This is a genomic window from Halorussus salilacus, assembly GCF_024138125.1.
Taxonomy (GTDB): domain Archaea; phylum Halobacteriota; class Halobacteria; order Halobacteriales; family Haladaptataceae; genus Halorussus; species Halorussus salilacus.
The window spans coordinates 500,690-522,525 of record NZ_CP099993.1; the positions used below are offsets into that span (position 1 = coordinate 500,690).

At 63.2% G+C, this 21,836-nt stretch carries 19 protein-coding genes and 1 pseudogene; 10 read left to right on the plus strand and 10 right to left on the minus strand.

The window, feature by feature from the left end; genetic code table 11:
* Positions 1–216 precede the first annotated feature (216 nt).
* Entirely contained in the window at positions 217–1,473 is a 1,257-nt protein-coding gene (locus tag NGM10_RS02515) for an RNA-guided endonuclease InsQ/TnpB family protein (RefSeq protein ID WP_253481464.1), read from the plus strand.
* Between the two features lie 273 nt (positions 1,474–1,746).
* Here the strand turns inward: NGM10_RS02515 and NGM10_RS02520 are convergent, their stop codons facing one another.
* The 3 genes from NGM10_RS02520 to NGM10_RS02530 all read right to left on the minus strand — a co-directional run bounded on the left by NGM10_RS02520 (position 1,747) and on the right by NGM10_RS02530 (position 4,596).
* Positions 1,747–2,505: a VOC family protein gene (locus NGM10_RS02520; RefSeq protein ID WP_253481467.1), complete on the minus strand. Its 759-nt coding sequence runs from the start codon at positions 2,503–2,505 to the stop codon at positions 1,747–1,749.
* Positions 2,506–3,023: 518 nt separating this feature from the next.
* Entirely contained in the window at positions 3,024–3,485 is a 462-nt protein-coding gene (locus NGM10_RS02525; RefSeq protein WP_253481470.1) for a TIGR04206 family protein, read from the minus strand.
* A gap of 1 nt (position 3,486) precedes the next feature.
* Complete coding sequence (locus NGM10_RS02530; RefSeq protein ID WP_253481472.1) at positions 3,487–4,596, minus strand: OBG GTPase family GTP-binding protein; 1,110 nt, start codon at positions 4,594–4,596, stop codon at positions 3,487–3,489.
* A 136-nt stretch (positions 4,597–4,732) separates the two neighbouring features.
* On the opposite strand from NGM10_RS02530, the gene NGM10_RS02535 reads away from it, so the two are divergent.
* A complete protein-coding gene (locus NGM10_RS02535) occupies positions 4,733–5,221 on the plus strand; it encodes a 50S ribosomal protein L11 (RefSeq protein WP_253481474.1) in 489 nt (162 codons plus the stop codon).
* Positions 5,222–5,398: 177 nt separating this feature from the next.
* Here NGM10_RS02535 and NGM10_RS02540 read toward each other — a convergent pair whose 3' ends face one another.
* The 3 genes from NGM10_RS02540 to NGM10_RS02550 all read right to left on the minus strand — a co-directional run bounded on the left by NGM10_RS02540 (position 5,399) and on the right by NGM10_RS02550 (position 8,277).
* Positions 5,399–6,535, minus strand: a complete 1,137-nt coding sequence (locus tag NGM10_RS02540; protein ID WP_253481476.1) for a hypothetical protein — start codon at positions 6,533–6,535, stop codon at positions 5,399–5,401.
* Between the two features lie 169 nt (positions 6,536–6,704).
* Positions 6,705–7,472, minus strand: a complete 768-nt coding sequence (locus NGM10_RS02545; protein ID WP_253481478.1) for a twin-arginine translocation signal domain-containing protein — start codon at positions 7,470–7,472, stop codon at positions 6,705–6,707.
* A gap of 4 nt (positions 7,473–7,476) precedes the next feature.
* Complete coding sequence (locus tag NGM10_RS02550; RefSeq protein WP_253481479.1) at positions 7,477–8,277, minus strand: hypothetical protein; 801 nt, start codon at positions 8,275–8,277, stop codon at positions 7,477–7,479.
* Between the two features lie 512 nt (positions 8,278–8,789).
* Here NGM10_RS02550 and NGM10_RS02555 point away from each other — a divergent pair.
* The 4 genes from NGM10_RS02555 (at position 8,790) to NGM10_RS02570 (ending at position 12,213) form a co-directional block, all read left to right on the plus strand.
* Positions 8,790–9,428, plus strand: a complete 639-nt coding sequence (locus tag NGM10_RS02555; RefSeq protein WP_253481480.1) for a 50S ribosomal protein L1 — start codon at positions 8,790–8,792, stop codon at positions 9,426–9,428.
* Between the two features lies 1 nt (position 9,429).
* Positions 9,430–10,473 carry a 50S ribosomal protein L10 gene (locus NGM10_RS02560; RefSeq protein WP_253481481.1) on the plus strand — a complete coding sequence of 348 codons (1,044 nt, stop codon included), beginning with the start codon at positions 9,430–9,432 and terminating at the stop codon, positions 10,471–10,473.
* A gap of 24 nt (positions 10,474–10,497) precedes the next feature.
* The gene (gene rpl12p / locus NGM10_RS02565; protein WP_253481482.1) at positions 10,498–10,836 is read left to right on the plus strand and encodes a 50S ribosomal protein P1; all 339 of its coding nucleotides are present in this window, start codon (positions 10,498–10,500) and stop codon (positions 10,834–10,836) included.
* 135 nt (positions 10,837–10,971) lie between these two features.
* The gene (locus NGM10_RS02570; RefSeq protein ID WP_253481484.1) at positions 10,972–12,213 is read left to right on the plus strand and encodes a tripartite tricarboxylate transporter permease; all 1,242 of its coding nucleotides are present in this window, start codon (positions 10,972–10,974) and stop codon (positions 12,211–12,213) included.
* Between the two features lie 8 nt (positions 12,214–12,221).
* Here the strand turns inward: NGM10_RS02570 and NGM10_RS02575 are convergent, their stop codons facing one another.
* Positions 12,222–12,725 carry an SRPBCC family protein gene (locus NGM10_RS02575; protein ID WP_253481486.1) on the minus strand — a complete coding sequence of 168 codons (504 nt, stop codon included), beginning with the start codon at positions 12,723–12,725 and terminating at the stop codon, positions 12,222–12,224.
* A gap of 100 nt (positions 12,726–12,825) precedes the next feature.
* Between NGM10_RS02575 and NGM10_RS02580 the strand changes: the two genes are divergently transcribed.
* Complete coding sequence (locus NGM10_RS02580) at positions 12,826–13,980, plus strand: pyridoxal phosphate-dependent aminotransferase (RefSeq protein WP_253481487.1); 1,155 nt, start codon at positions 12,826–12,828, stop codon at positions 13,978–13,980.
* A gap of 367 nt (positions 13,981–14,347) precedes the next feature.
* Here the strand turns inward: NGM10_RS02580 and lrpA1 are convergent, their stop codons facing one another.
* Complete coding sequence (gene lrpA1, locus NGM10_RS02585; protein ID WP_253481488.1) at positions 14,348–14,776, minus strand: HTH-type transcriptional regulator LrpA1; 429 nt, start codon at positions 14,774–14,776, stop codon at positions 14,348–14,350.
* Between the two features lie 193 nt (positions 14,777–14,969).
* Between lrpA1 and NGM10_RS02590 the strand changes: the two genes are divergently transcribed.
* Positions 14,970–15,182, plus strand: coding sequence for a hypothetical protein (locus NGM10_RS02590; RefSeq protein ID WP_253481490.1), 213 nt, complete (start codon positions 14,970–14,972; stop codon positions 15,180–15,182).
* 128 nt (positions 15,183–15,310) lie between these two features.
* Here the strand turns inward: NGM10_RS02590 and NGM10_RS02595 are convergent, their stop codons facing one another.
* Together NGM10_RS02595 and NGM10_RS02600 are read right to left on the minus strand one after the other, a co-directional pair.
* Positions 15,311–16,246, minus strand: a complete 936-nt coding sequence (locus tag NGM10_RS02595) for a thiamine pyrophosphate-dependent enzyme (protein ID WP_253481492.1) — start codon at positions 16,244–16,246, stop codon at positions 15,311–15,313.
* Positions 16,247–16,248: 2 nt separating this feature from the next.
* The gene (locus NGM10_RS02600; RefSeq protein WP_253481494.1) at positions 16,249–18,138 is read right to left on the minus strand and encodes a 2-oxoacid:acceptor oxidoreductase subunit alpha; all 1,890 of its coding nucleotides are present in this window, start codon (positions 18,136–18,138) and stop codon (positions 16,249–16,251) included.
* Between the two features lie 290 nt (positions 18,139–18,428).
* Between NGM10_RS02600 and NGM10_RS18255 the strand changes: the two are divergent.
* Both NGM10_RS18255 and NGM10_RS02605 read left to right on the plus strand, forming a co-directional pair.
* Positions 18,429–18,719 (plus strand): annotated as a pseudogene (locus NGM10_RS18255) (PKD domain-containing protein); the annotation flags it as partial.
* 282 nt (positions 18,720–19,001) lie between these two features.
* Positions 19,002–21,800, plus strand: coding sequence for a hypothetical protein (locus tag NGM10_RS02605; protein ID WP_253481495.1), 2,799 nt, complete (start codon positions 19,002–19,004; stop codon positions 21,798–21,800).
* The last annotated feature ends 36 nt before the right edge of the window (positions 21,801–21,836 follow it).

The window sequence follows — 21,836 nt, forward strand, 5'->3', positions numbered from 1 at the left end:
CGTGGTAAACTCTCTCTAACGACCGTTTTTGGTGTCGAAGTAGATATGAAATGGCACCATTATACGCGGGAGCAGACGCAATACCACGGTCTCTAGGCCAGGGATATGCGCCATCACTCGGAGACCTGACCCACCAAGACCGACAGGGCAAGATATTCCACGCGAAACATAGACTTTAATAATCACTATTCCATAACTAGTTATGAATACAGCAAGATGCTGGAGACGACCCGCACCTACGTCGCACGCATCACGAATCACAGTCAGATTCGTGACGATCTCGACCAGTGCGGGTTCTCTGCATCCAAACTGTGGAACGTCGGACGCTCCTACATCCAAGGCCGATGGGATGAAGACGGCGAGATACCCGACGAAGCCGAACTGAAATCGGAGTTGAAAGACCACGAACGCTATAGTGACCTGCATTCTCAGTCGAGTCAGCGAGTTCTCGAAGAGCTTGCTGAGGCGTTCACGGGCTGGTACAACTCCGACGATGGCAACAACCCACCGGGCTACCGGAAACGTAACGACCGACACCCGCGCTCCACCGTCACGTGGAAACAGAAAGGCATCAGGCACGACGACAAGCACGGCCAACTTCGCCTCTCGAAAGGCTTCAACCTGAAAGACGGGCGGTCTGACTTCATCCTCGCAGAGTACGAAACCCGCCCCGACGTAAACGTCGAGAACATCCAGCAGGTGCGTGCCGTCTGGAACGGAGACGAGTGGGAACTCCATCTCGTCTGCAAGAAAGAAATCCCGGTCGAGGACGCGTCCGGCGACAAGACGGCGGGTATCGACCTCGGCATCAGTAACTACCTCGCCATAGACTACGATGATGGCGCAAGTGAACTATATCCGGGAAACGTGCTGAAAGAGGACAAACACTACTTCACTCGCGAGGAGTACCAGACCGAAGGCGAGAACGGCCCGTCGAAGCGGGCGTTGAAGGCTCGTCGGAAACTCTCTAGGCGCAAAGACCATTTCCTCCACGCCCTCTCGAAGCACATCGTCGAGCGGTGTGTCGAAGAAGGCGTGAAGAAGATAGCAGTTGGCGATCTCAGCGACATCCGAGAAGACGGGAACCGCGATTCGCGGAACTGGGGTGCGTCGGGGAACAGGAAACTCCACGGATGGGAGTTCGACCGATTCGCCCGTCTACTCGAATACAAGGCCGAGGAACACGGTATCCTCGTTGACCGCGTAGACGAGGAGAACACGAGCAAAACGTGTTCGTGTTGCGGACAGATTCGGGATAGCAACCGCGTAGAGCGTGGGCTATACGTTTGTTCGTCGTGCGAGACGACGATGAACGCGGACGTGAACGGTGCAGTGAACATTCGAAGAAAGATAACTCAAAGTCCCCCGACCGGGGATATGAGTAACGGCTGTTTGGCACAGCCCGGAGTCTTCCTGTTCGACGGCGAGAGCGGGTCGTTCAAAACGAGAGAACAGGGAAGCTGCAAACCATAGTGTCCCAACGCTCGGGACGTCGTGCAACGGAGCACGGAGGATGTCAAAAGTGCTTTGTGGTTTTGATTCGGACGCCCACTTATAAAGGAACGCGGCGTTACTCGTTTCGCGAACGGTTCGAAAGCTCCGCCCTTCGGAACGCTGGGCCAAATTTCGGATTTCGTCCCGCCGACCTACCGAACCGCGGACCTGACCCCGAGCTAGAAATCGGTTCCGAGCGCGAGACGTACGGGCGAGAGACGCGCGAGCGAAGCCGCCGCGAGGAGTCAGCGATTACTCGCGCTCGATGACCTCTATCTCGTGGCCGTCGGCGTCTTTCGTGAACGCGTAGCGGTTGTCGCAGGACTCGGGGTCCCGATAGTCTGCGGCGTCCCGTTCCATCAGCGTCTCCCAGTCGTCTTGGAGGTCGTCGGCCCGGACCGCGAGGTGGCCCCACGCGTCGCCCATGTCGTACGACCGGCCGTCGTAGTTGTAGGTCAGTTCCACGGCCATCGCCTCGTCGGCCGCGCCCGCGGGCTTCATGAAGTAGTTCGCGAAGGTGTCTGCCTCCCAGCGGCCGGTGTGCTCGTATTCGAGCTTCCGGGTGTACCACCCCAGCGCCTCGTCGGCGTCCTCGACGCGAATCATGGTGTGGTCGAGGCTCCAGCGCGCGCCGTAGTCGCGCTCGACGATCTCGACCTCGTGGCCGTCGGGGTCCGTGACGAAGGCGTACGAGCCGCCACAGGAGTCGGGGTCGCGGTAGTCCTCGACGCCCGCGTCCATCAGCTCCTCGTAGGCGTCGTACACGTCGTCGACGCGGACGGCGATGTGGCCCCACGCGTCGCCCATGTCGTACGACCGGCCGTCGTGGTTGTAGGTGAGTTCGAGGACCGCGCCCTCCTCGTGGACGCCCTCGGGACCGAGGTAGACGTTCGTGAAGGTGTCGGCCTCCCAGCGGCCCTTCTCCTCGTAGCCGAGGTGGCCCTGGTACCAGTCGAGCGTCTCCTCTAGGTCCTCCACTCGCATCATGACGTGGTCGAGCGTCGCGTTCATACGGTTCGGACGTTCTGCTTCCGGGGCGAAAAGGCTACTGTTCGCGGAACTCCGACGACTCGATAGAGAAGACGGTGTTCGGAATTGCTCCTCCAGAGGAAGCAAGACGGTGTCCTCGAAAGCCCTCGGGCGCTCGCGGTCGCTGAGACGACTAAATTGAACGCGAGCGCCCGACCCCTTTCAGTCCCGCCCGCGGTGGACCGGCACACCTGCTGTAGCGACGGTGGGGAAATCCACCCGGCGCGCGCTGGCGTCATCGCGCCGACGGCGCGATTGCTCGGAAGACGCGGTTTGTCTTCCGGCGCGACCCGCAAGTGGTCGCACCCCCATGCGCGAGGGACGACCGAACGAGCGAAGCGAGTGAGGGAGTCGGCTGGGGAGGATGTGGCCTGCGGTCGCGGTGCGGTTCCCCTAGGTACCGGAAGTAGCTAGCCCCTGCTCGAACTTCCAAAGTCGATTCACGCGAAGGGAATCCGACGAAAACTGAATGGTCACTTCGACAGAAGTTTCGAAGCGTTCTACCGCCATAGCGCGTTCCGGAGGTCCGACCAGTGGAACCACCACGCCAGCGTCCACAGCGCCAGCGTCCCCGACGGAATCACCGCCGACCCGCCGCGAGCCATCCCGAGCGAGAACCACAGATCGCTCGCGCCCGCGAGGACGAGAAGGCCGCCGGTCACGCGCCGGTCCTCCCAGCGCGGGCCGACCAGCGTCCCGAGCGTCGCGCTCCCGACCGCCAGCAGATAGAGCAGGACCGCGACCGGCCACGCCAGCAGTCGGTCGGGCAGGCCCGCGGTGTGGACGTACAGGTAGTCGGGCAGGGTCGTGACGTGGAACGGGTCCGCGCTCACCAGCCCCCACGCGAACACGAAGTCGCCGGTGAAGAACGCGGTCCACGGAACCAGCACCGCCCCGAGAAGCGCGAGCAGTCGGCCCACCCCCGCCGAATCTCGGTCCGTCCCCCTCGGGTCTCGGGACATCTCAGCGCTGGACCACGAGCCGGAGCACGTCCTCGTCGGCGAGCTCGTGGTCGGTGCCGACCTGTTGCTCGTCGTGTTTCGCGCTCGGGCCCGAGACGCGCGCGAACCGGAACCGGCTTTCGAGGTCCCCGCCCAGTTGGCGGGCGGCGTCCCCCACCGTGCTCCCCTTCGGCACGACCAGCGGCTCGTCGTAGTCGACGCCCCGGCCCGGCTTGTCCATGTAGATGCGCATCAGGCCGAGTTCCTCCCAGATGGTCTCCTTGAGCGATTCGAGGCCCTTCTCCTTCTCGGCGGAGATGAAGACGGCCTCCTCGGGGTCGATGCCGTGGTCGCGCAACTGCTCGTTGACGGTCTCGACGTAGTCGGGTTCGATGAGGTCGACCTTGTTGACCGAGACGATGGAGGGGATGTAGACGCGGTTGTCCATCACGCCGTCGACGAGGCGGTCGATGTCGACCTGCTCGCGGATGGTCACGTCGGCGTTGACGTAACCGTGCTCGCGGATGACCTCCTTGACCACGTCCTCGGAGAGTTCCAAATCGACGCTCGACGTGACCCGGATGCCGCCCTTGCCCTTCTTCGCTATCTTGACGCTCGGGCGCGTCTGGTCGAGCCGAATCTTGTTCTCGTACAGTTCCTCGCAGAGGCGCTCGTACTGCTCTATCTCGAACACAGAGAGGACGAAGACCACGAGGTCGGCCGCGCGCACGACCGACAGGACCTCCTGACCGCCGCCCCGCCCTTGGGCCGCGCCCTCGATGAGCCCCGGCACGTCGAGCAGTTGGATGTTCGCACCGTTGTACTGTAGCATCCCGGGGTTGACGTTGAGCGTGGTGAACTCGTAGTCGCCGACCTCGCTCTCGGCGGCGGTCAGAGCGTTCAGCAGGGTGGACTTGCCCACGCTCGGGAACCCCACGAACGCGACCGTGGCGTCGCCGTGCTTCTCGACGTGGTAGCCTTCGCCCCCACCGGCGGAGGACTGGTTTTCGAGTTTCTCCTTTTTCTCCGCGAGCTTCGCCTTCAGACGGCCGATGTGCTCCTCCGTTGACTTGTTGTACGGCGTCTCGGCGATCTCCTCGCGGAGGTCCTCGATTTCGTCCTCCAGTCCCATGAGGAGTGAGTGGGCCGTCCGCGCCGAAAAACCCTTTCCTTCCGGGTGGGCCGTGGCGTATCGTCGGTTCCGCCCGACCCGAGACCGCAGGGACCGAAAGATAAGCCTTAAAACTGCCGCGGCGGTTCGTTTAGGTATGGCTGAGACGATAGAAGTGCTCATTCCCGGCGGACAGGCCGACCCCGGGCCGCCGCTCGGGCCGGAACTCGGGCCGACCCCGGTCAACGTACAGGACGTCGTCAACGACATCAACGAGCAGACCGAGGCCTTCGACGGTACCGAGGTCCCCGTGACCGTCACCGTCGAGGACGACGGGAGCTACGAGATCGAGGTGGGCGTCCCGCCGACGGCTGCGCTCATCAAGGACGAGGCCGGGTTCGAGACGGGAAGCGGCGAGCCCCAGAAGGATTTCGTCGCCGACCTCTCCATCGAACAGGTCAAGACCATCGCAGAGCAGAAGCACCCCGACCTGCTCGCCTACGACACGCGCAACGCCGCCAAGGAGATCGTCGGCACCTGCGCGTCGCTCGGCGTCACCATCGAGGGCGAGGACGCCCGCGAGTTCAAGCAGAAGGTCGACGCTGGCGAGTACGACGACGTGCTCGCAAACGAAGCGGAAGCGTAATTTCGAGTTTTCTTCCGTTCTCTCCGGTCGAGAGACATCGTCGGTGCTCGTAGCAGTTGGTCAATTCTCAGTAGATTTTCGAACGCGCGTACGCGAGACAGTTAGAATACGTCCGTCTCCATTCGAACTGGAAAATTAGAATACGTCCCTCTCCACGAACTGAAAAACGATTCCCGACTACTGGCGACGCCGACACGCGTATCCGCAACCGAGTAGCACTGCGAACGCCGTCACTACTGGTCCGAATCCCGGAATGGTCCCCTCGGTACTCGGGTTTGTCGTCGTTCCAACGGTTTCGCGTTCGTCGTGAGCGGCGACCGTTGTGGCCCACCCAACAGTCTCGTCTTCGTTGCGGTTCGTCTCACCAGCGAGGAGGAAGCCGTCGGCGGCGGGGAGCGCAGTATGGACGGTAGTCGCAGACTGTTCGTACGTCGCGCGCCATCGCTCCTCGCCGTCGGCCTCCGTCCGAACGACGACAACGTCACCATCCGGGTCGGCGAGGTTGGTCGTATCACCGACGAATCCGAAACCGTCGTCCGGAAACTGCACGACATCGGTTACGTCGAAATCGCTATCGAGTGAGGGATAGGACTTCTCCCAGCGTCGCTCTCCCTGTTCGTCGAGTCGAATCAGCCATCCGGACGACCCGCTGGTTCCGGCGACTGCGAACCCCCCGTCGTCGGTTCGGGTCGCGTGAAATTTGCCACTATGTGGGCCGAAATCGACGGTCCTGGTTCGTTCACCCGAAGCATCGATGCGCCACAGCCAACCGCCGCTCGACCCGTGGGAACCGACGACGAACAGTTCGTCGTCGGGACCAGCGAACAGAGCGCGGACGCGGTTCAGTGGCGACTCACTTTCGCCCCACGTCCACGGCCCTTGCACGGTATCGGTCTCGGCGTCGTACACCGCGACGACCGCCCAGAGGTTCTCGGGACTCGAACCGGTATCGGCGAGTGCGTACCGACCGTCGGACAGTTCGGCGACGTGTCGAATTTGGTCGAACGCCTCGATTCGTCGGTGCCACGCTCGGGAGCCGTCTGCTTCGAGTTTTGCGAGGACTCCTCTTCCGGACCTGCCGCCGACGAGAAAACTGTCGTCGTCGGCCGAGACGATGGTCTTGAACTCGGTCGCTTCGCCGAAGTGATGCCGTCTCCGCAGTTCGACGTGACCCACCTCGTCGGTCGAGATGAACAGGCCTCGGTCTTCGCTAGCGTCTTCGACGGTCGTTCCGGCGAACGCATACCCGGTCTCGTTCGGTGTAACGTCCGAGATCGTCGTGGAGTCTGGACCGTACGTCTGAGTCCACTCCATTCCAGCAGGGAGGGCAGTCGTTCCAGCGGTGTGTTCGTCCGCGCGAGCGACGGTCGAACTGACCGCTGTGGCGGCGAACACATGGAGGAGGCGACGTCGGGGAATAACTGTAGATTTCACGAGTGGATTCCTTCTTTGAACGGCAAATAAATAGAGTGTTCGGTAACTACTAGTCGGAGCGTTGGGCTTGCTCGACGACCAATTTATCAGTCGCGTCTATCGCGGTGACCTGACCGTAGTTACGGATTCGCAGTTTCGGAGTGATACGAACCGTTTCGGTCCATCGTTCGGTCTTTGTCGCTCGATACTTTTCGGGGACGTCAGGATTTTCGACGAGGTCATCAGTTGACTTCCGAAGCTCCACCGACACGTCCTGTGAACCGAGCTCGAAGGTCCCTTCCGAACCGGGGTTGATTGTCCCGCTGACGTTCTTTCCGGACGGCGAGATTACGTTGCCATTCCGTTCGAACTCGACGGATGGGACTTCGATGGCATCCTCAGGCTCGAAGAAGTAGCCACGGCGATAGTGCTCCAAGAGGTTGGTCGGTATCTTGTTAACCTTACCGCCGCCAAGACCGTCCGAGAGTGGGTGGAACTGTTGTGCCCGAACGACTCCCTCGTTCTGTTTTATTGTCTCGATAGCGCTCTCTGGTGCGGGCTTCGTGAGGAACAACTGTTCCCCGTCGGGGGACACCGTGCGGTCGAGCGGCGTCTCGAAGTGCATAACGGGGTAGCTTGCTCGCGGGTCGTCGAGAGCAGGAAGTTCGACTTCGAAGGCGGCCTCTACAAAATGGGTTGGCCCGAGAGAAGTACCAGGCTTTGCTTCCACCGGAACGACACCAGCGGCACCCATGGCGGCCGTTGCACCCGCCGCTTTGAGGAATTTTCGTCGGTCGATGCGTCCAGATGTATCCTGTGAATCGTTGTTTTGGGTCATGGAATCAGAATTCAGCGTTGGCAGTGTCGCGCATGGCTTGCAGTGTGCAGTCGGTCATAAGCTGGTCGTACTTTCCCTGCCAGCTTTGGTCGCTCGTACACTGACCGTCGTACGCTTGGTCGTCCGTATCGTCTGCCCAGAGAGTCGCCATCGGACTGGTCGCACCGTATTCGCCCGAGCCACCCCACTCGTAGACCTTCCCGAGTTGGTGGTCGCCGTGGAATCCATCGTCTGTAGTCAGGCCGTTTTGCTCCGAGAGCTTACTGCTGATGAATCCGTGCAATGGCTCTTGAATGGAAAAACTCCGAATCAGGTCCGAGTTGTCGGATTTCGTGCCAAGCATCATCCAGAGCGCTTCTTTGAATGCAGTGTGACCAACCTCGGTTGGGTCGAAGTTGTATCCGTTGTTCGAGTACCAATTGACTGAAGGGCCGCCAGCGTGGTCAAAGCCGTCGCTGACGCCGTAGTGAAGTCCTCGGTAATCCGGGAACATGTTGTCCGAACTACTGTCTAGCCAACTACTGAACTTATCTCCAAAGTTGTGGGCTGTGTCTATCTCGTCGCTTCCTTCCTCGTAACTCAAGTTCATCGGGCCGCCGGTGTATTTCACTATTTCGTAGTAGTCCAGACAGTCGTTCGAGACGAACACGTCCATCGCACCCTCGATAGCGTTGACGACACGCCCGTCCTCCGAAACGTCGCCATCGACTGCCGACTCATTTGGATAGAGGTACAGAAACGCCCTCCTTGTGTCACTACCATCACAAAAGCAACCGCCGCTCGCTACAGTTTCTCTGTTCGACATCCTTTATAATTTTATTAGGAGATATTATAAAAATTTTTAGTGATTTTTTATATAATTATTTATTAAATAGACAGTATTATTATAAATATATTTTGATATAGGAGATATTAAACCAACAGTCGGTAGAGCGACTATGAATTCGAGCAGAAGGTCGACGCTGGCGAGTACGACGACGTGCTCGGCGCGGAAGAAGCCGCGGCCTGAACCGGACTCTCTACGCTTTTCCCGTTGGACTCGGTCCGAGTAGCGACGGCTCCCTTCGGTCGCCGTCGCTCGGTGGGGTCGCGTACACGCGCGCGCGACGACTACCGATATATGCTTCAGGCAACGGGACGCGTCTCGCGCGCCGACCGCCGGATGTCCGGATTCGGCGGCCACGGCGACCCACGTCGGCCCGCGACCCGGAACTGGTTCGACGGGTTTAAGTTTCGCATGACCGTCGGTTCGAACGAGACAGGCATAGCCTGTTTCACTGACCCGTAGGAGCGTCCTGCGTACTACGGAGGTGAACAATGGCAGATCAGGAGATAGAGCAAGCAGTCTCTCGCGCACTCGAGGACTCCCCGGAGCGGAACTTCCGCGAAACGGTGGACCTCGCGATAAACTTGCGCGACTTGGATCTTAACGAACCGTCGAACCGCGTAGACGAGAGTATCGTCCTTCCGTCCGGCACCGGCCAGGACACCCAGATCGTCGTGTTCGCGGAGGGCGAGACCGCCCTCCGCGCCGAAGAGGTGGCCGACGAGGTCTTCGACAGCGACGACCTCGAAGACCTCGGCGACGACGACGACCGAGCGAAGGACCTCGCCGACGAGACCGACTTCTTCATCGCGGAAGCGTCGCTGATGCAGGATATCGGTCGGTACCTCGGTACCATCCTCGGCCCGCGAGGGAAGATGCCCGAACCGCTTCAGCCCGACGACGACGTCGTCGAGACCGTCAACCGGATGAAGAACGTGGTCCAGCTTCGGAGCGGCGACCGGCGCACCTTCCACACGCGCGTCGGCGCGGAGGACATGAGCGCAGAGGAGATCGCCGACAACATCGACGTCATCCTCCGGCGACTCCACTCCAACCTGGAGAAGGGCCCGCTCAACGTCGACTCCATCTACGTGAAGACCACGATGGGACCCGCCGTGGAGGTAGCATAGAATGTCCGCCGAAGCCGAACGCAAGACCGAGACGATTCCCGAGTGGAAGCGCGAGGAGGTCGACGAGCTGGTGGACCTCATCGAGGGGTACAGCAGTGTCGGCATCGTCAACGTGACGGGCATCCCGTCCAGGCAACTCCAGACGATGCGGGCCAACCTTCACGGGAGCGCCCAGCTCCGCATCAGCCGGAACACGTTGCTCCAGCGCGCCCTCGACGAAGTCGACGAGGGCGTCGAGGCGCTCGGCGAGTACGTCTCCGGCGAGGTCGGACTCATCGGCACGAACGACAATCCGTTCGGGCTGTACAAGGAGCTCGAAGCCTCGAAGAGTCCGGCCCCCATCAGCGCGGGCGAGGTCGCGCCCAACGACATCCTCGTCCCCGAGGGTGACACGGGCGTCGACCCGGGTCCGTTCGTGGGCGAACTCCAGAGCATCGGCGCTGCGGCCCGCATCATGGAGGGCTCGATCCACGTCACCGAGGACAGCGTCGTCGCCGAGGAGGGCGATGAGGTCTCCGAGGACGTGGCGAACGTCCTCGCGGAACTCGGCATGGAGCCCAAGGAGGTCGGCCTCGACCTCAAGGGCGTGTTCTCCGACGGCGTCGTCTTCGAGTCCGACGAACTCGCAATCGACGTCGACGAGTACCGCGCCGACGTGGAGACGGCGGCGGCCCGCGCCCGCAATCTCTCGGTCAACGCGGTCTACCCGACCGCTCGGACCGCGCCGACGCTGGTCCGGAAGGCCGAGGGCGAGGCCAAGAGCCTCGGACTGGAGGCGGCCGTCGAGAGCCCGGAGCTCGCCGACGACCTCGTCAGCGCGGCCGACGCGCAGGTTCGCGCGCTCGCGGCCCAGATCGACGACGAGGAGGCACTCCCCGAGGAGCTTCGTGACGTCGAAGCCCCCGCAACGGGCACTGCCGAGGAGACCGAGGCCGACGCCGACGAATCGACCGACGAAGAAACCGAATCCGACACCGACGCCGAGGACGACGAAGACGACGACGGCGACGACGGCGGAGACGCGCTCGGCGCGATGTTCGGATAACCAACCCCCCAACGACTACTACCAATGGAATACGTTTACGCTGCACTCATCCTGAACGAATCGGGCGAAGAGATCAACGAAGAGAACCTCACCAACGTGCTCGACGCCGCTGGCGTCGACGTCGAGGAGTCCCGCGTCAAGGCGCTCGTCGCCGCGCTGGAGGACGTCGACATCGACGAGGCCGTCGAGCAGGCCGCCGCCGTCCCCGCTGGCGGGGCCGCCGCTGGCGCTGGTGCCGCCGAGGGCGGTGCCGACGAGGGCGGCGACGAGGACGAGGCCGAAGAAGAGGAAGCCGCCGAGGAAGACGACGACGACGAGGACGACGAGGCCAGCGGCGAGGGTCTCGGCGAACTCTTCGGCTAACTCGGGCTTCGCGGAACTCGATTTTCTTTCGGACGCCGACCGACCAGCGACGGCCGTCTCACCGACCAGCCACGGCGCTCGCGGGCGACACCCCCTGCGAACGTTTAAATCCGAGGACGGGACCAACTCTCCGCGATGGAGGCGCTTGGCGTCCGACTCGCGCTCGACCCGGCCGGGACAGCGACCGCGCTCGCGTTCGTCCTCGGCGGCGTCGCGCTCGGTACCGCGAGCGGTCTGGTCCCGGGCCTCCACGTCAACAACCTCGCGCTGTTGCTCGCGTCGGTCGCGCCCGCGGTGCCCGGCCCGCCCCGCCTCGTCGGGGCGGCGATGCTCGCTGCGGGGGTCGTCCACTCGTTTCTCGACGCCGTGCCCGCGCTGGCGCTCGGCGTCCCCGACCCCGCGATGGCCGCGACCGCCCTGCCCGGCCACCGACTCGTCATCGCGGGACGCGGTCGGGAGGCGATTCGGCTGTCGGCGCTCGGTAGCGGACTCGCGGTCGCGCTCGCGGTCCCGCTGGCGGTGCCCGTGACCCACCTGATGACCACCGCGTATCCGACGCTCCGGGCGCACATGCCGGTCGTCCTCGGGGCCGTGACCGGCTTCCTCGTGGTGTCCGAACGAACGCCGCGCGCCGCCGTCGGCGGCGCGGCGGCGTTCCTCGCGAGCGCCGGACTGGGCTACGCGACCCTCGACGTGAACCCGGCGGCACCCCTCGACGCGGGCGGGATGCTCACCCCGCTGTTCGCGGGGCTGTTCGGCGCGCCGATCTTGCTGGACGCCCTCTCGGGGTCCGGGGTCCCCGAACAGGACGACGCGACCGTCGCGATTCCGCGCCGGGCGGTCGGGGTGACCGCCCTCGCGGGAGCGGTCGCCGGGGCGGTCGTCGGCTACCTTCCGGGGGTCTCGTCGGCCATCGCGGCGGTGCTGGCGCTGACCGCGGTGCCGGGGTCGACCGGCGCGCGCGGGTTCGTCGTCACGACCAGCGGGGTCAACACCGCCAACACCATCTTCGCGCTGTTCGCGCTCGCGGCGCTCGGCGCGCCCAGAACCGGGGTGATGGTCGCGCTGCAGGAGACCGGCGCGCCCGTGAACCTCCCGCTACTGCTCGCGGCCGCGGGACTCGCGGGCGTCGCGGGGTTCGCGCTCGTCCTCACGGTCGGCGACCGCTACCTCGTGGCGGTCGGGTCGCTCGACTACGCTCGGTTGTCGACGTGCATCCTCGCCCTGCTGGTCGGACTCTCGTGGCTGTTCGCGGGACCGGTCGGCGTCGCGGTGTTCGGCGCGGCGACCCTCGTCGGTCTGGTGCCCGTCCGATTCGGCGCGCGCCGCGTCCACCTGATGGGGGTGTTGATCGGGCCGCTGATGGTGGGCGGGTGACGCCTCGTTCACTCCAGAATCTGCCGGGTTCGGCGGTGGCGGTCGCGGAACATCGGTTCGAACCCCAGCCATCCCAGCGGGCCGAGCAGGTCGCCGACGACCGGAACCGACCCGACCACCGGGAGGTCGTAGGTCACGCGGTCGCGGACGAGCGTTCCCTCGCCGTCGGCGTAGAAGCCGTGGACGTGTCGCCACCGCGGGAAGGGTCCATCGTCCATCACGTCCTCGAAGACCGCCGACCCGTCGCCCCGGTCGCGCCGGGTGATGCGGGAGGTCCACCGCTGGCGCGGGCCGACTCCGAACGGTCGGACCGAGAGGTCGATCTCCGTCCCGGCCGCGAGCGTGTGGTCCGTTTCGGCGGTCCGGTCGCTGCCGTCGGGACCGCGGACCGCCTCGACCCGGAGGTTCATCCAGTCGGGCGTGAGCGCCCGCAGTCCCTCGATTCGGGAGTGGAACTCCCACACCGCTTCGAGGGGCGCGTCCACGCGGACCGCTCGCCGGTAGGTTGCCATGGGTCGGGGGTTGGGCCTCCAGGAAGGCAATCCTTGCGGTCGGCGGTGGCTCGACTGTCACATCGAGGGTTTATATTCGGGCGACGCGTGAGGCCACACCATGGTTTCGGAGCGCGCGACTCGAACGACCCCGTTCGCCGCGATGGACGTGCTCGAACGGGCCAATCGAATGGACGACGTGATACATCTCGAGGTCGGCGAACCCGACTTCGAGACGCCGCCCGCGGTGACCGAGGCGGCGGTCGCGGCGCTCCGCGCGGGCGAGACCGGCTACACCTCCTCGAAGGGCAAGCCCGAACTCCGGAACGCGATTTCGGACTACTACGACCGCCGGTACGGCGTCGACGTGGCCCCCGAGCGCATCGTCGTGACCTCCGGGTCGTCGCCCGCGTTGCTGCTCGCGTTCTCGGCGCTGGTCGACCCCGGTGACGAGGTGGTCCTCACCGACCCCCACTACGCCTGCTATCCCAACTTCGTCCGCCAGACCGGCGGCCGGATTTCGACCGTCCCGCTGTCGGCCGAGGAGGGCTTTCGGCCGCGAGTCGAGGCCTTCCAGCGCGCGGTGAGCGACGAGACCGAGGCCCTGCTCGTCAACTCCCCCGCGAACCCCACCGGCGCGGTCCTCGACGGACCCACGCTCGACGAACTGGTCGGCATCGCCGACCGCGCCGACGCCACCGTGATCTCCGACGAGGTGTACCACGGGCTGACCTACGAGGGCGAGGACCACACCGTGCTGGAGTACACCGACGACGCGTTCGTCCTCGACGGCTTCTCGAAGCGGTTCGCCATGACCGGGTGGCGACTCGGCTGGATGGTCGCGCCGCCCGACTACGTCGGCCACGTCAACCGCATCGCCCAGAACACCCTCATCTGCGCGCCCAACTTCGTCCAGTCGGCCGGAATCGCCGCACTCGGTTCGGGCGACGACTTCCTCGACGAGGTCCGGGAGACCTATCGCGAGCGCCGGGACTTCCTGGTGGACGCGGTCGACGAGTGGGACATGAGCATGGGGTACACCCCGGGCGGGGCGTACTACCTGCTCGTGGACGTGAGCGATTTGCCGGGGGACGCCTTCGACGCCGCCGACTTCTTCCTCGAAGACGCGGGCGTGGCGATGACCCCCGGCCCGGACTTCGGCGCGAACGCCGCCGAGTGTCTCCGGGTGTCGTACGCCAACAGCGAGGAGAAACTCCGGGAGGCCTCAGAGCGAATCCAGCGGGCGCTCGAACGCGTGGAAATCTCGGCCGATTGAGAGGAGACGTTCCCCCGCCCGAATCTACACGAGCCACCCGGCGCGTGCGGGTGCGACGCCCGCGGGCGTCGCACCCACCGCGCGAGGTCGTCGGAAGCGAAGCGACCGACGGCTCGGGAGAGTTTGCCTCTCCCGGTGGACGAGGACCACAGGGAGGAGCGACCGAAGGAAGCGCCCGACCGAGGACCGCAGTCGGTTGGGGAGGACGTGGCCTGCGGTCGCGGTGCTGTGCGGTCTCTCATAGGTGACGGCAGTAGCTAGCGTCTCGGCGTGAAAGTAGTCGTCTGTTACGACAGAAGGGAGTACGACCGCGAGCATTCGAGACTGCTAATCAGACCCTCTCGACGACTCCTGCAACCTCTAGCCGTCACTTCAGGCGTTCCTGCAGGAAGGAGGGGTGGGCGGCGGTCACGCCCTCGATGTCCAGAATCTTCTCGCTGATGACCTCGCCGACCGCGTCGCCGTCGGCCGCGCGGACCTCGGCCATCAGCATGTGGTCGCCGCTGGAAGTGTAGAGCGTCTCGACCTCGTCGAGGTCCTTGAGGTCGCGGGTGGCCTCGACGTACTGCTCGCTCGCGACGTCCATCCCGACCAGCGCGATGCTCTGGCTCGACAGCTTCTTGGGGTCTATCTCGGCGGAGTAGCCGACGATGACGCCCTCGTCTTCGAGCTTTTCGATGTACTTTCGAACCGTGGGCTTCGAGACGTTCGCCCTGTCGGCGATCTCCGCGTAGGAGGCCTGGGCGTCGTCCTCTAAGACTTCGAGAATTCTGTCCTGCGTCGATTGGGCACTCATTGGGTGACTATTTACGATACGGGAAAAAATACCTTCCGAATGGAAAAACGCTTTACTTCCCGACTGAAATCGGGTCGGACGCGGTTTCGGCGGCCGTAACGCCGCCTCGACGCGGGGAACGAGTCGTTACTCGCGTGCTCGCGAGTCCGACGGCCACTATCCTCTTTCGGGACGACCGCGTACCGACTCCGCCGTGACACGACACTACTCGCGCCGACGCGTTCTGCAAGTGACGGTCGCCACAGCTTCGGTCGGACTCGCTGGGTGCGGCATGCCCGGCGGGAACGGTGACGACGAAGAGGAAAACGGGGACGAAGAGAACGGAGATGGTGAGGAAGAGACCACGACCGAGGACGAAGAGAACGGAGACGGTGAGGAAGAGACCACGACCGAGGAAGACGAGTAAGGCGACGCGAGCGACTCGCTCGCGAGCGAGTCGCCCGCGTCGCGCGACCGCTCGGAACCCTCCACTGGCCGAGCGTCGCGACTACTCGGCGAGTGAAAAAGCGAAAACCCACGTCGCTGGCGTCGCGGTTACTTGTGGCGGTCGAGCAGGTCGTAGCTACGCTCCCACTCGTAGTCGTCGTCGAAGTACCGCTCGGCCAGCGGTTCCTCGGGCATGTCGCCCGTGGCCTGCTTTTCTTCCTGGTAGGACGGGCGGTCCTCGTCGACGTAGAACCGGCCCGTCAGCACTTCGCCCTCGTAGAGGGCATCCTCGGCCTCGTACATCATCTCGGCCGCCTCGCGGCGGTCGTGGATGTCGAAGTCGTAGTCGTCGCTATCCTGGATGTCGATGTAGGGGACGTACTGCTTGGCGTCCTTGTTCCAGGTCGGACACTGCGTCAGGAAGTCGACGTGGGCGAAGCCGTCGTGCTCCATCGCCTCCACGAGGATCTCCTTGGCCTGATTGGGGTTGACCGCGGCGGTCCGAGCGATGTAGGACGCACCGGAGGTCAGTCCGAGCGAGAGCGGCCGAATCGGGCTCTTGGCGCTCCCGTGGGGCTGGGTCTTCGACTTGTGGCCCTTCGGGCTGGTCGGGGAGGTCTGTCCCTTCGTGAGCCCGAAGATTTCGTTGTCGAAGACGATGTAGGTCATGTCGTGGTTCTCGCGGGCGGTGTGCATGAAGTGGTTCCCGCCGATGCCGTAGCCGTCGCCGTCTCCGCCCGCCGCGATGACTTCGAGGTCGGGGTTGGCCATCTTGGCGGCGCGAGCCACCGGCAGGGCGCGGCCGTGGATGGAGTGGAAGCCGTAGCTTCGGAAGTAGGAGCTGAGCTTGCCCGAACAGCCGATGCCCGTGACTAGCAGGCTCTCTTCGGGGTTGCGCCCGACTTCGGGCATCGCCTGCTTCAGCGCCTTCAGCACGCCGAAGTCACCGCATCCCGGACACCACGTCGCCTGAGGCTCGATTTCGGGGGTGAACTCGTCTCTGTCTATCTCGCGTTCCTCGCCGATTGCGTTGAATACACTCATGGTTAATCACCCGTTGCCGACTCGATGCGAACGTTGTACTCGCTGATGTCGCCCGACCCGTCGATGCGGGTGCGGAAGCCGTCGACGACCTCCGCGGGCTCGAACGGGTTGCCATCGTACTTGAGCAGGCTGTACAGCTTCTCGCCGAACCGGCCGAGCTGACCCTGGATGTGGCGACGGAACTGCGCGGTCGCGTTCATCTCGACGACCAGCGCCTCGTCGACGCTCTCCAGGAACTCCGTGACCTCCGCCTTGGCGAACGGCATGATGTCGCTGACGTTCATCGCTTTCACCGAGTGGCCCTCGTCGTTCAGCACGTCGACGGCCTCCTCGGCGACGCCTTTGGCGGACCCGAAGGTGAGGATACCGTAGTCGGCGTCCTCGGGACCGTACACCGGCTGGTGGTCGGCGTTCTCGTCCAGTTCCTCGCGGATGGCGTCGAGCTTGGCCATCCGGCGGTTCATCTGGATCACGCGGTTGTCGGGGTCCTCGCTGATGTGGCCGACCTCGTTGTGCTCGTTGCCCGACGCGAGGTAGTTACCGCCCTTCTGGCCGGGGAGCGAGCGCTTGCTGACGCCGCCCTCGCCGTCGTACATGTACCGCTTGAACCGGCCCGCCTCCTGGGCGGCCTCTTCGAGGTCCTCCTCGGTGACGACGCTCCCGATGTCCGGGTTCGGCTCCTCGTCGAAGACCGCTTCGGGGACCGTCTGGTGGCCGCCCGAGAGCTTCTGGTCGTAGAGGACGATGGCCGGAATCTGGTAGTCGTAGGCGAGTTCGAACGCCTTGCGGGTCTGTTCGTACGCCTCGGCGGGGTCGCCCGGCGCGAACACCACGCGGTTCGAGTCGCCCTGACTCGTGTACAGGACGTGTTCGAGGTCGCCCTGCTCGGGCTTGGTCGGCATCCCGGTCGAGGGACCCGCCCGCATCGACTCGACGAGAACGACCGGCGTCTCGGTCATCTCCGCGAGCCCGAGGGGCTCGGACATCAGCGCGAAGCCGCCGCCCGACGACCCGGACATCGCCTTCGCACCGGCGTGGCTCGCGCCGATGGCGAGCGACGCCGCCGCGATCTCGTCTTCGACCTGCTCGGAGATGCCGCCGAACTCCGAGAGGTGCTGGGTCATGATGGTGAACACGTCGGTCCACGGGGTCATCGGGTAGCCCGAGATGAACCGACAGCCCTCGTCTATCGCGCCGTAGGCGATGCCGTGGGAACCCGAGACGAGGACCTGCTCCTCGTCGACGGTGCCCTCGGGCGCTCGGAGGTCGTGGGTGTGCTCGTAGTCCTCGTCGACCGACTCGTACGCGTCGTGGAGGATGGTGAGGTTGGCTTCGAGCACGTCGCCGCTCATCGCGTCCTCCATCAGGCTCTCGATTGGTTCGAGGTCGAGGTCGAGCAGTGCGGCGGTCGCGCCGACGCCCGCGGTGTTGCGCATGACCTCGCGGCCGTGCTCTTTCGCGAGCCCGCGGAGGTCGAGGTCGTAGACGTGCCAGTCGTTCTCCTCGACCCGCTCGTCGAAGTCCTCGATCTCGTCGGTGTCGAGCAGGCCCGCGTCGTAGACGATGACCCCGCCCTCTCGGAGCTCGTCGAGGTTCTCCGAGAGCGGCTTGATCTCCTCGTTGCCGTAGTAGGCCTCCTCCTGCGGATTACGGGCGAAGCTGTCGCCCAGCGCGAGCAGGAAGTTGTAGCCGTCGCCCCGCGACTTCACCGGATCGTCGCTCGCCCGGATCTCTACGTACGTGTGGCCGCCGCGGATGCGCGACGGATAGTGCCGATGCGTGAAGACGTTCAGCCCCGACCGCATCAGGGCCTTCGCGAAGTTCTGGCTCGTCGAGTCGATCCCGTCGCCGGAACCGCCCGCGATTCGCCAGATGAGTTCATCGTCCGTCATATTGTAGTCTCACGGCCGTTAGGCCCAGTGTTTTGAATTTCGGCATGGACGCAGTAAAGCCTTTGCTATAGATTAGCAAGGAATGTTCATGACAGACCGCGGGTAACCGCGGGTTTCTACCGGCTTTTCGGATACCATCCGACCGGAATCGGATAGTCAAGTGAACTCTCCGACCCCACATATTTCATACTATGTTTTAATTATCTAAATTTATAAGTGAAAAGGAGCAAACCTGCCCCAGAATGCCGAAGCCGAGTCTCGCCGTCGCTGTCGCTCTGCTGGCCGTGACGATGGTAGTCACCGGAACCGTCGCATCGCCGAACGAGTCTCCGCTCGCCGACGCGGGTCTGGACCAGGACGTATCGAAGGGCGCGACCGTCCTCCTCGACGGAACGGGGTCGTACGACCCGGACGGAAGCATCGAAACGCACGGCTGGACGATTCGAACGCCGAGTAACGAAACTGTGAGTCCCGACTGTAGGACCTGTGACCGAACCTCGTTCGAACCGACCGAGGTCGGACAGTACCGAGTTACGCTCACCGTCACCGACGACGACGGTGCGAGGAGCAACGACACGCTCTACGTCGACGTCTCTCCCGGGGCAGGTCCCGAAATATCGGTCTCCGGGGACCGAGAGCCGACGGAAGGCGATGTAGAGACGTACACCGCGGATATCGATCCGGGCGCCGCCGAACTGGACTACGTCGTCTGGGCGGTCGATGGGACCGAAATCGCGAATCACTCGCTTTCGCCCGACCGGCCGACGGATACCGTCGAGAAACGCTTCCCGACCGCGGCCTCGCGGTCGCTCACCGCGACCGTCTACGACGCCGACGGCCAGACGGGGACAGACGCGCTCGACGTGACCGTTCAGAGCGAACCGACTCCGCCCTCGGAGTCGGAACCTGACCCCGAACGAACCATCGCACAGGAGACCTCGCCGACCGTCGACGGAGATACGGTGGTGACCGGAACCGAACCCCTCCGCGGCCAGTACGACGTTCGATTGGACGCGCCCAGCACCGACATCGATTCCATCGAATGGCGGAACAGCGCTGGCCGCATCGGCGAAGGCCGGTCGCTGACGCGGGCGTGGGAACCCGGGAACCACACCCTCTACGCGGTCGTCTCGTACGCCGATGGCTCCGAAAACATCGCCACCTTCGACGACGGGACGACCGCCATCGTCGCCGACCCGGAGCCGAGCGTCTCCATCGACTCGCTCGACCGGTTCGGCGCGATTTCGGGGACGGTAGCCGGACTCGACGAGTACGAGAACCTCGAAAGCATTCGCGTCGAAGTCGACGGCGAGACGGTCGCGACCGGTGGTCCGAACCTCGACGGCTACCTTCGGGACGACCCCGGTCGCCGCCAGACGCTGGATTTCTCGCACTCCGATTTCACGCCGGGAGAACGCTACTTGGTGACTGTAGTCGCGACCGACGAACGCGGACAGACGACGAGAACGACCGAGTCGATCGTGCCGGTGAAACGGCCGGAGATCGTTCGCTCCGAATTCGTCAACGACCCCGTCGATTCGTACCATCCGCGGATAGATGCGAGTCGATATGCCGCGCATCATGTGCTGGAGATCGATTTGAACGGGGTGGATCCGGATAATCTCACGGCGTCGACTAGAAGACGCAGTGAGAATTTGTCGAAGATAAGAGATAGAGGGTATAATGAAGAAGGCGGACGCAGTAATATTTTAATCCATACATTCTGGTCTGGTACTCACCCCGGTGAATATACCGCGATATCCTCATTTTCTACTTCAGAAATAGATGTAAACTGGCAAATGAGTAAGAAGAGTTCATTTAAAGTCACACCCAGCAAACCAGAATTACGCATCGAAGTCCTCAACGACGGAACGAAAGATTACATAACGAAGGACCACGGGATTCTCGTCGACGCGAGTGACTCCTTCGATCCCGATGGAACCGACCTCAAGTACATCTGGGGGTACGGTGCGGAACCGACGAAACCGGACAATACGACCGCGAAGTTCTCGGCCTACGAGAGAGCCGAGAGCATAGTCGAGGACGAACACGACCTTCGAGCGAAGCGAGATTTCGACTTCCTCGACCAGTTCGTTCCGGAGGTCGAGAGCCGCGAGATTCTGACCGAGGGACCGTACTACGGTGACGAGACCATCGAGATCCGAGTCGAGACGGAACCGTACCACTTCTCGAAGCGGACCTATTACGACGACTTCGCGCTCGATATCTCGACCACTGGCCCGGAGGCGGAGGTCGTCGAATGGAGGCAGGTCGAAGCACCGGACAGCGAACACTCGGGTCCCGGAGAAGACGCGTATCGGTACGCGGGAATCGTCGAAGTACCGGCATCCGAACTCTCGTCGACTACGGATACCCCTGAAATCACGGTTTCCAACGAGGAAAACGAGCATCAAAACGTTCAGGTAGAATTCCCCGAAGCCGACGTGTTCACGGCCGACGGGAGCTACTGGTCGAACCTCACGGTTCAAAATCTAAAGTACTCGATAGAGAGACCCGAGACTCGCGAAGTTACGGCCGATACGAAGGCCGAACGAGACGACTATCGGATGGACGGATACGCCGTCAGCGACGAAACCGAGACCACGGAGTACGTACTCGAAGAACGGACCAAGGTCGAAGACGCGGAGTACGAAACGGAAACGAAGGAGTTCGCATCGGAACAGAATCGGGAGATGTTCCTCTCGACCGAGTCCGAGTGGGACCCTGCGGGGACAGCTCAAAAGGAGGTCACCCGGACCCGGCGGGATACAGACTGGCGGGATACGAACCCGGCCGAGAGACCCGAGTGGAGCGATTCGGACCTCTGGAACGGGGAGTTCACCGGCGAGACGAGACAGAAGTTGGTAGAGCCCGCGGAGTATCGGACCGAAAGACGGTACGAGTACGAACGTGAGGTCGAGAAAACGGGTACGCGAACGGTCACGCGAACGAGAAGAGTAACGATTCCCAAAACGGGCACTCGAACCGTAACTCGCTGTGACATCGGTCTGGGCTGTTACGAAACGACGGAGACGTACACGTACTACGAGACGGTTACGCGGAGCTATACGACGACAGAGACATACACATATACTACAACGGAAACCGAGACGTACTGGGCCAGATCGAGACTCGATTCGGATCACGGCCGGACTGGCGAGACCAGACGGATAAAAGAGGAAGACGCGGTCTACAAGACCCAGTACGAGGTCGAGCAGAAGGAGAGATACACGGATTCCGTTACGGTTTACGAGGCGACACGGGAGAAGATGGTAGCGCCCGCGAAATACGAGTGGGAGCGCGCTCAAACGACTGAGGAAGCGATGCTCGCCCGACACAAAGCCAACTCGGACGACGACTGGCGTATCGGCGAGCAGACCACCAAAACGATGTGGACTCTCAGCAAGCAAACCGGAGTAACGGAGTTCGAGTCGGAATATTACGAGAACGAGGAGCACGTAGTCGAAACGTCAGCGACCGTCGAAGGTGATGTCATCCAGACGTACGTGAACGAAGACTCAGGTGAGACAGAGACGCGCACTACCGGAAAGACGGAGGAGTTCACGTACTCGGGCGCAAAGGACCAGCAGGAAATTCTGGACGAACTCAGACAGTCCGGCGGTGAGCGGCGGTGGTGTAAGGTAGATCACCGATGTAGATAGAGCACGACATCATTTGAGTTAATTAAATTTAAATTA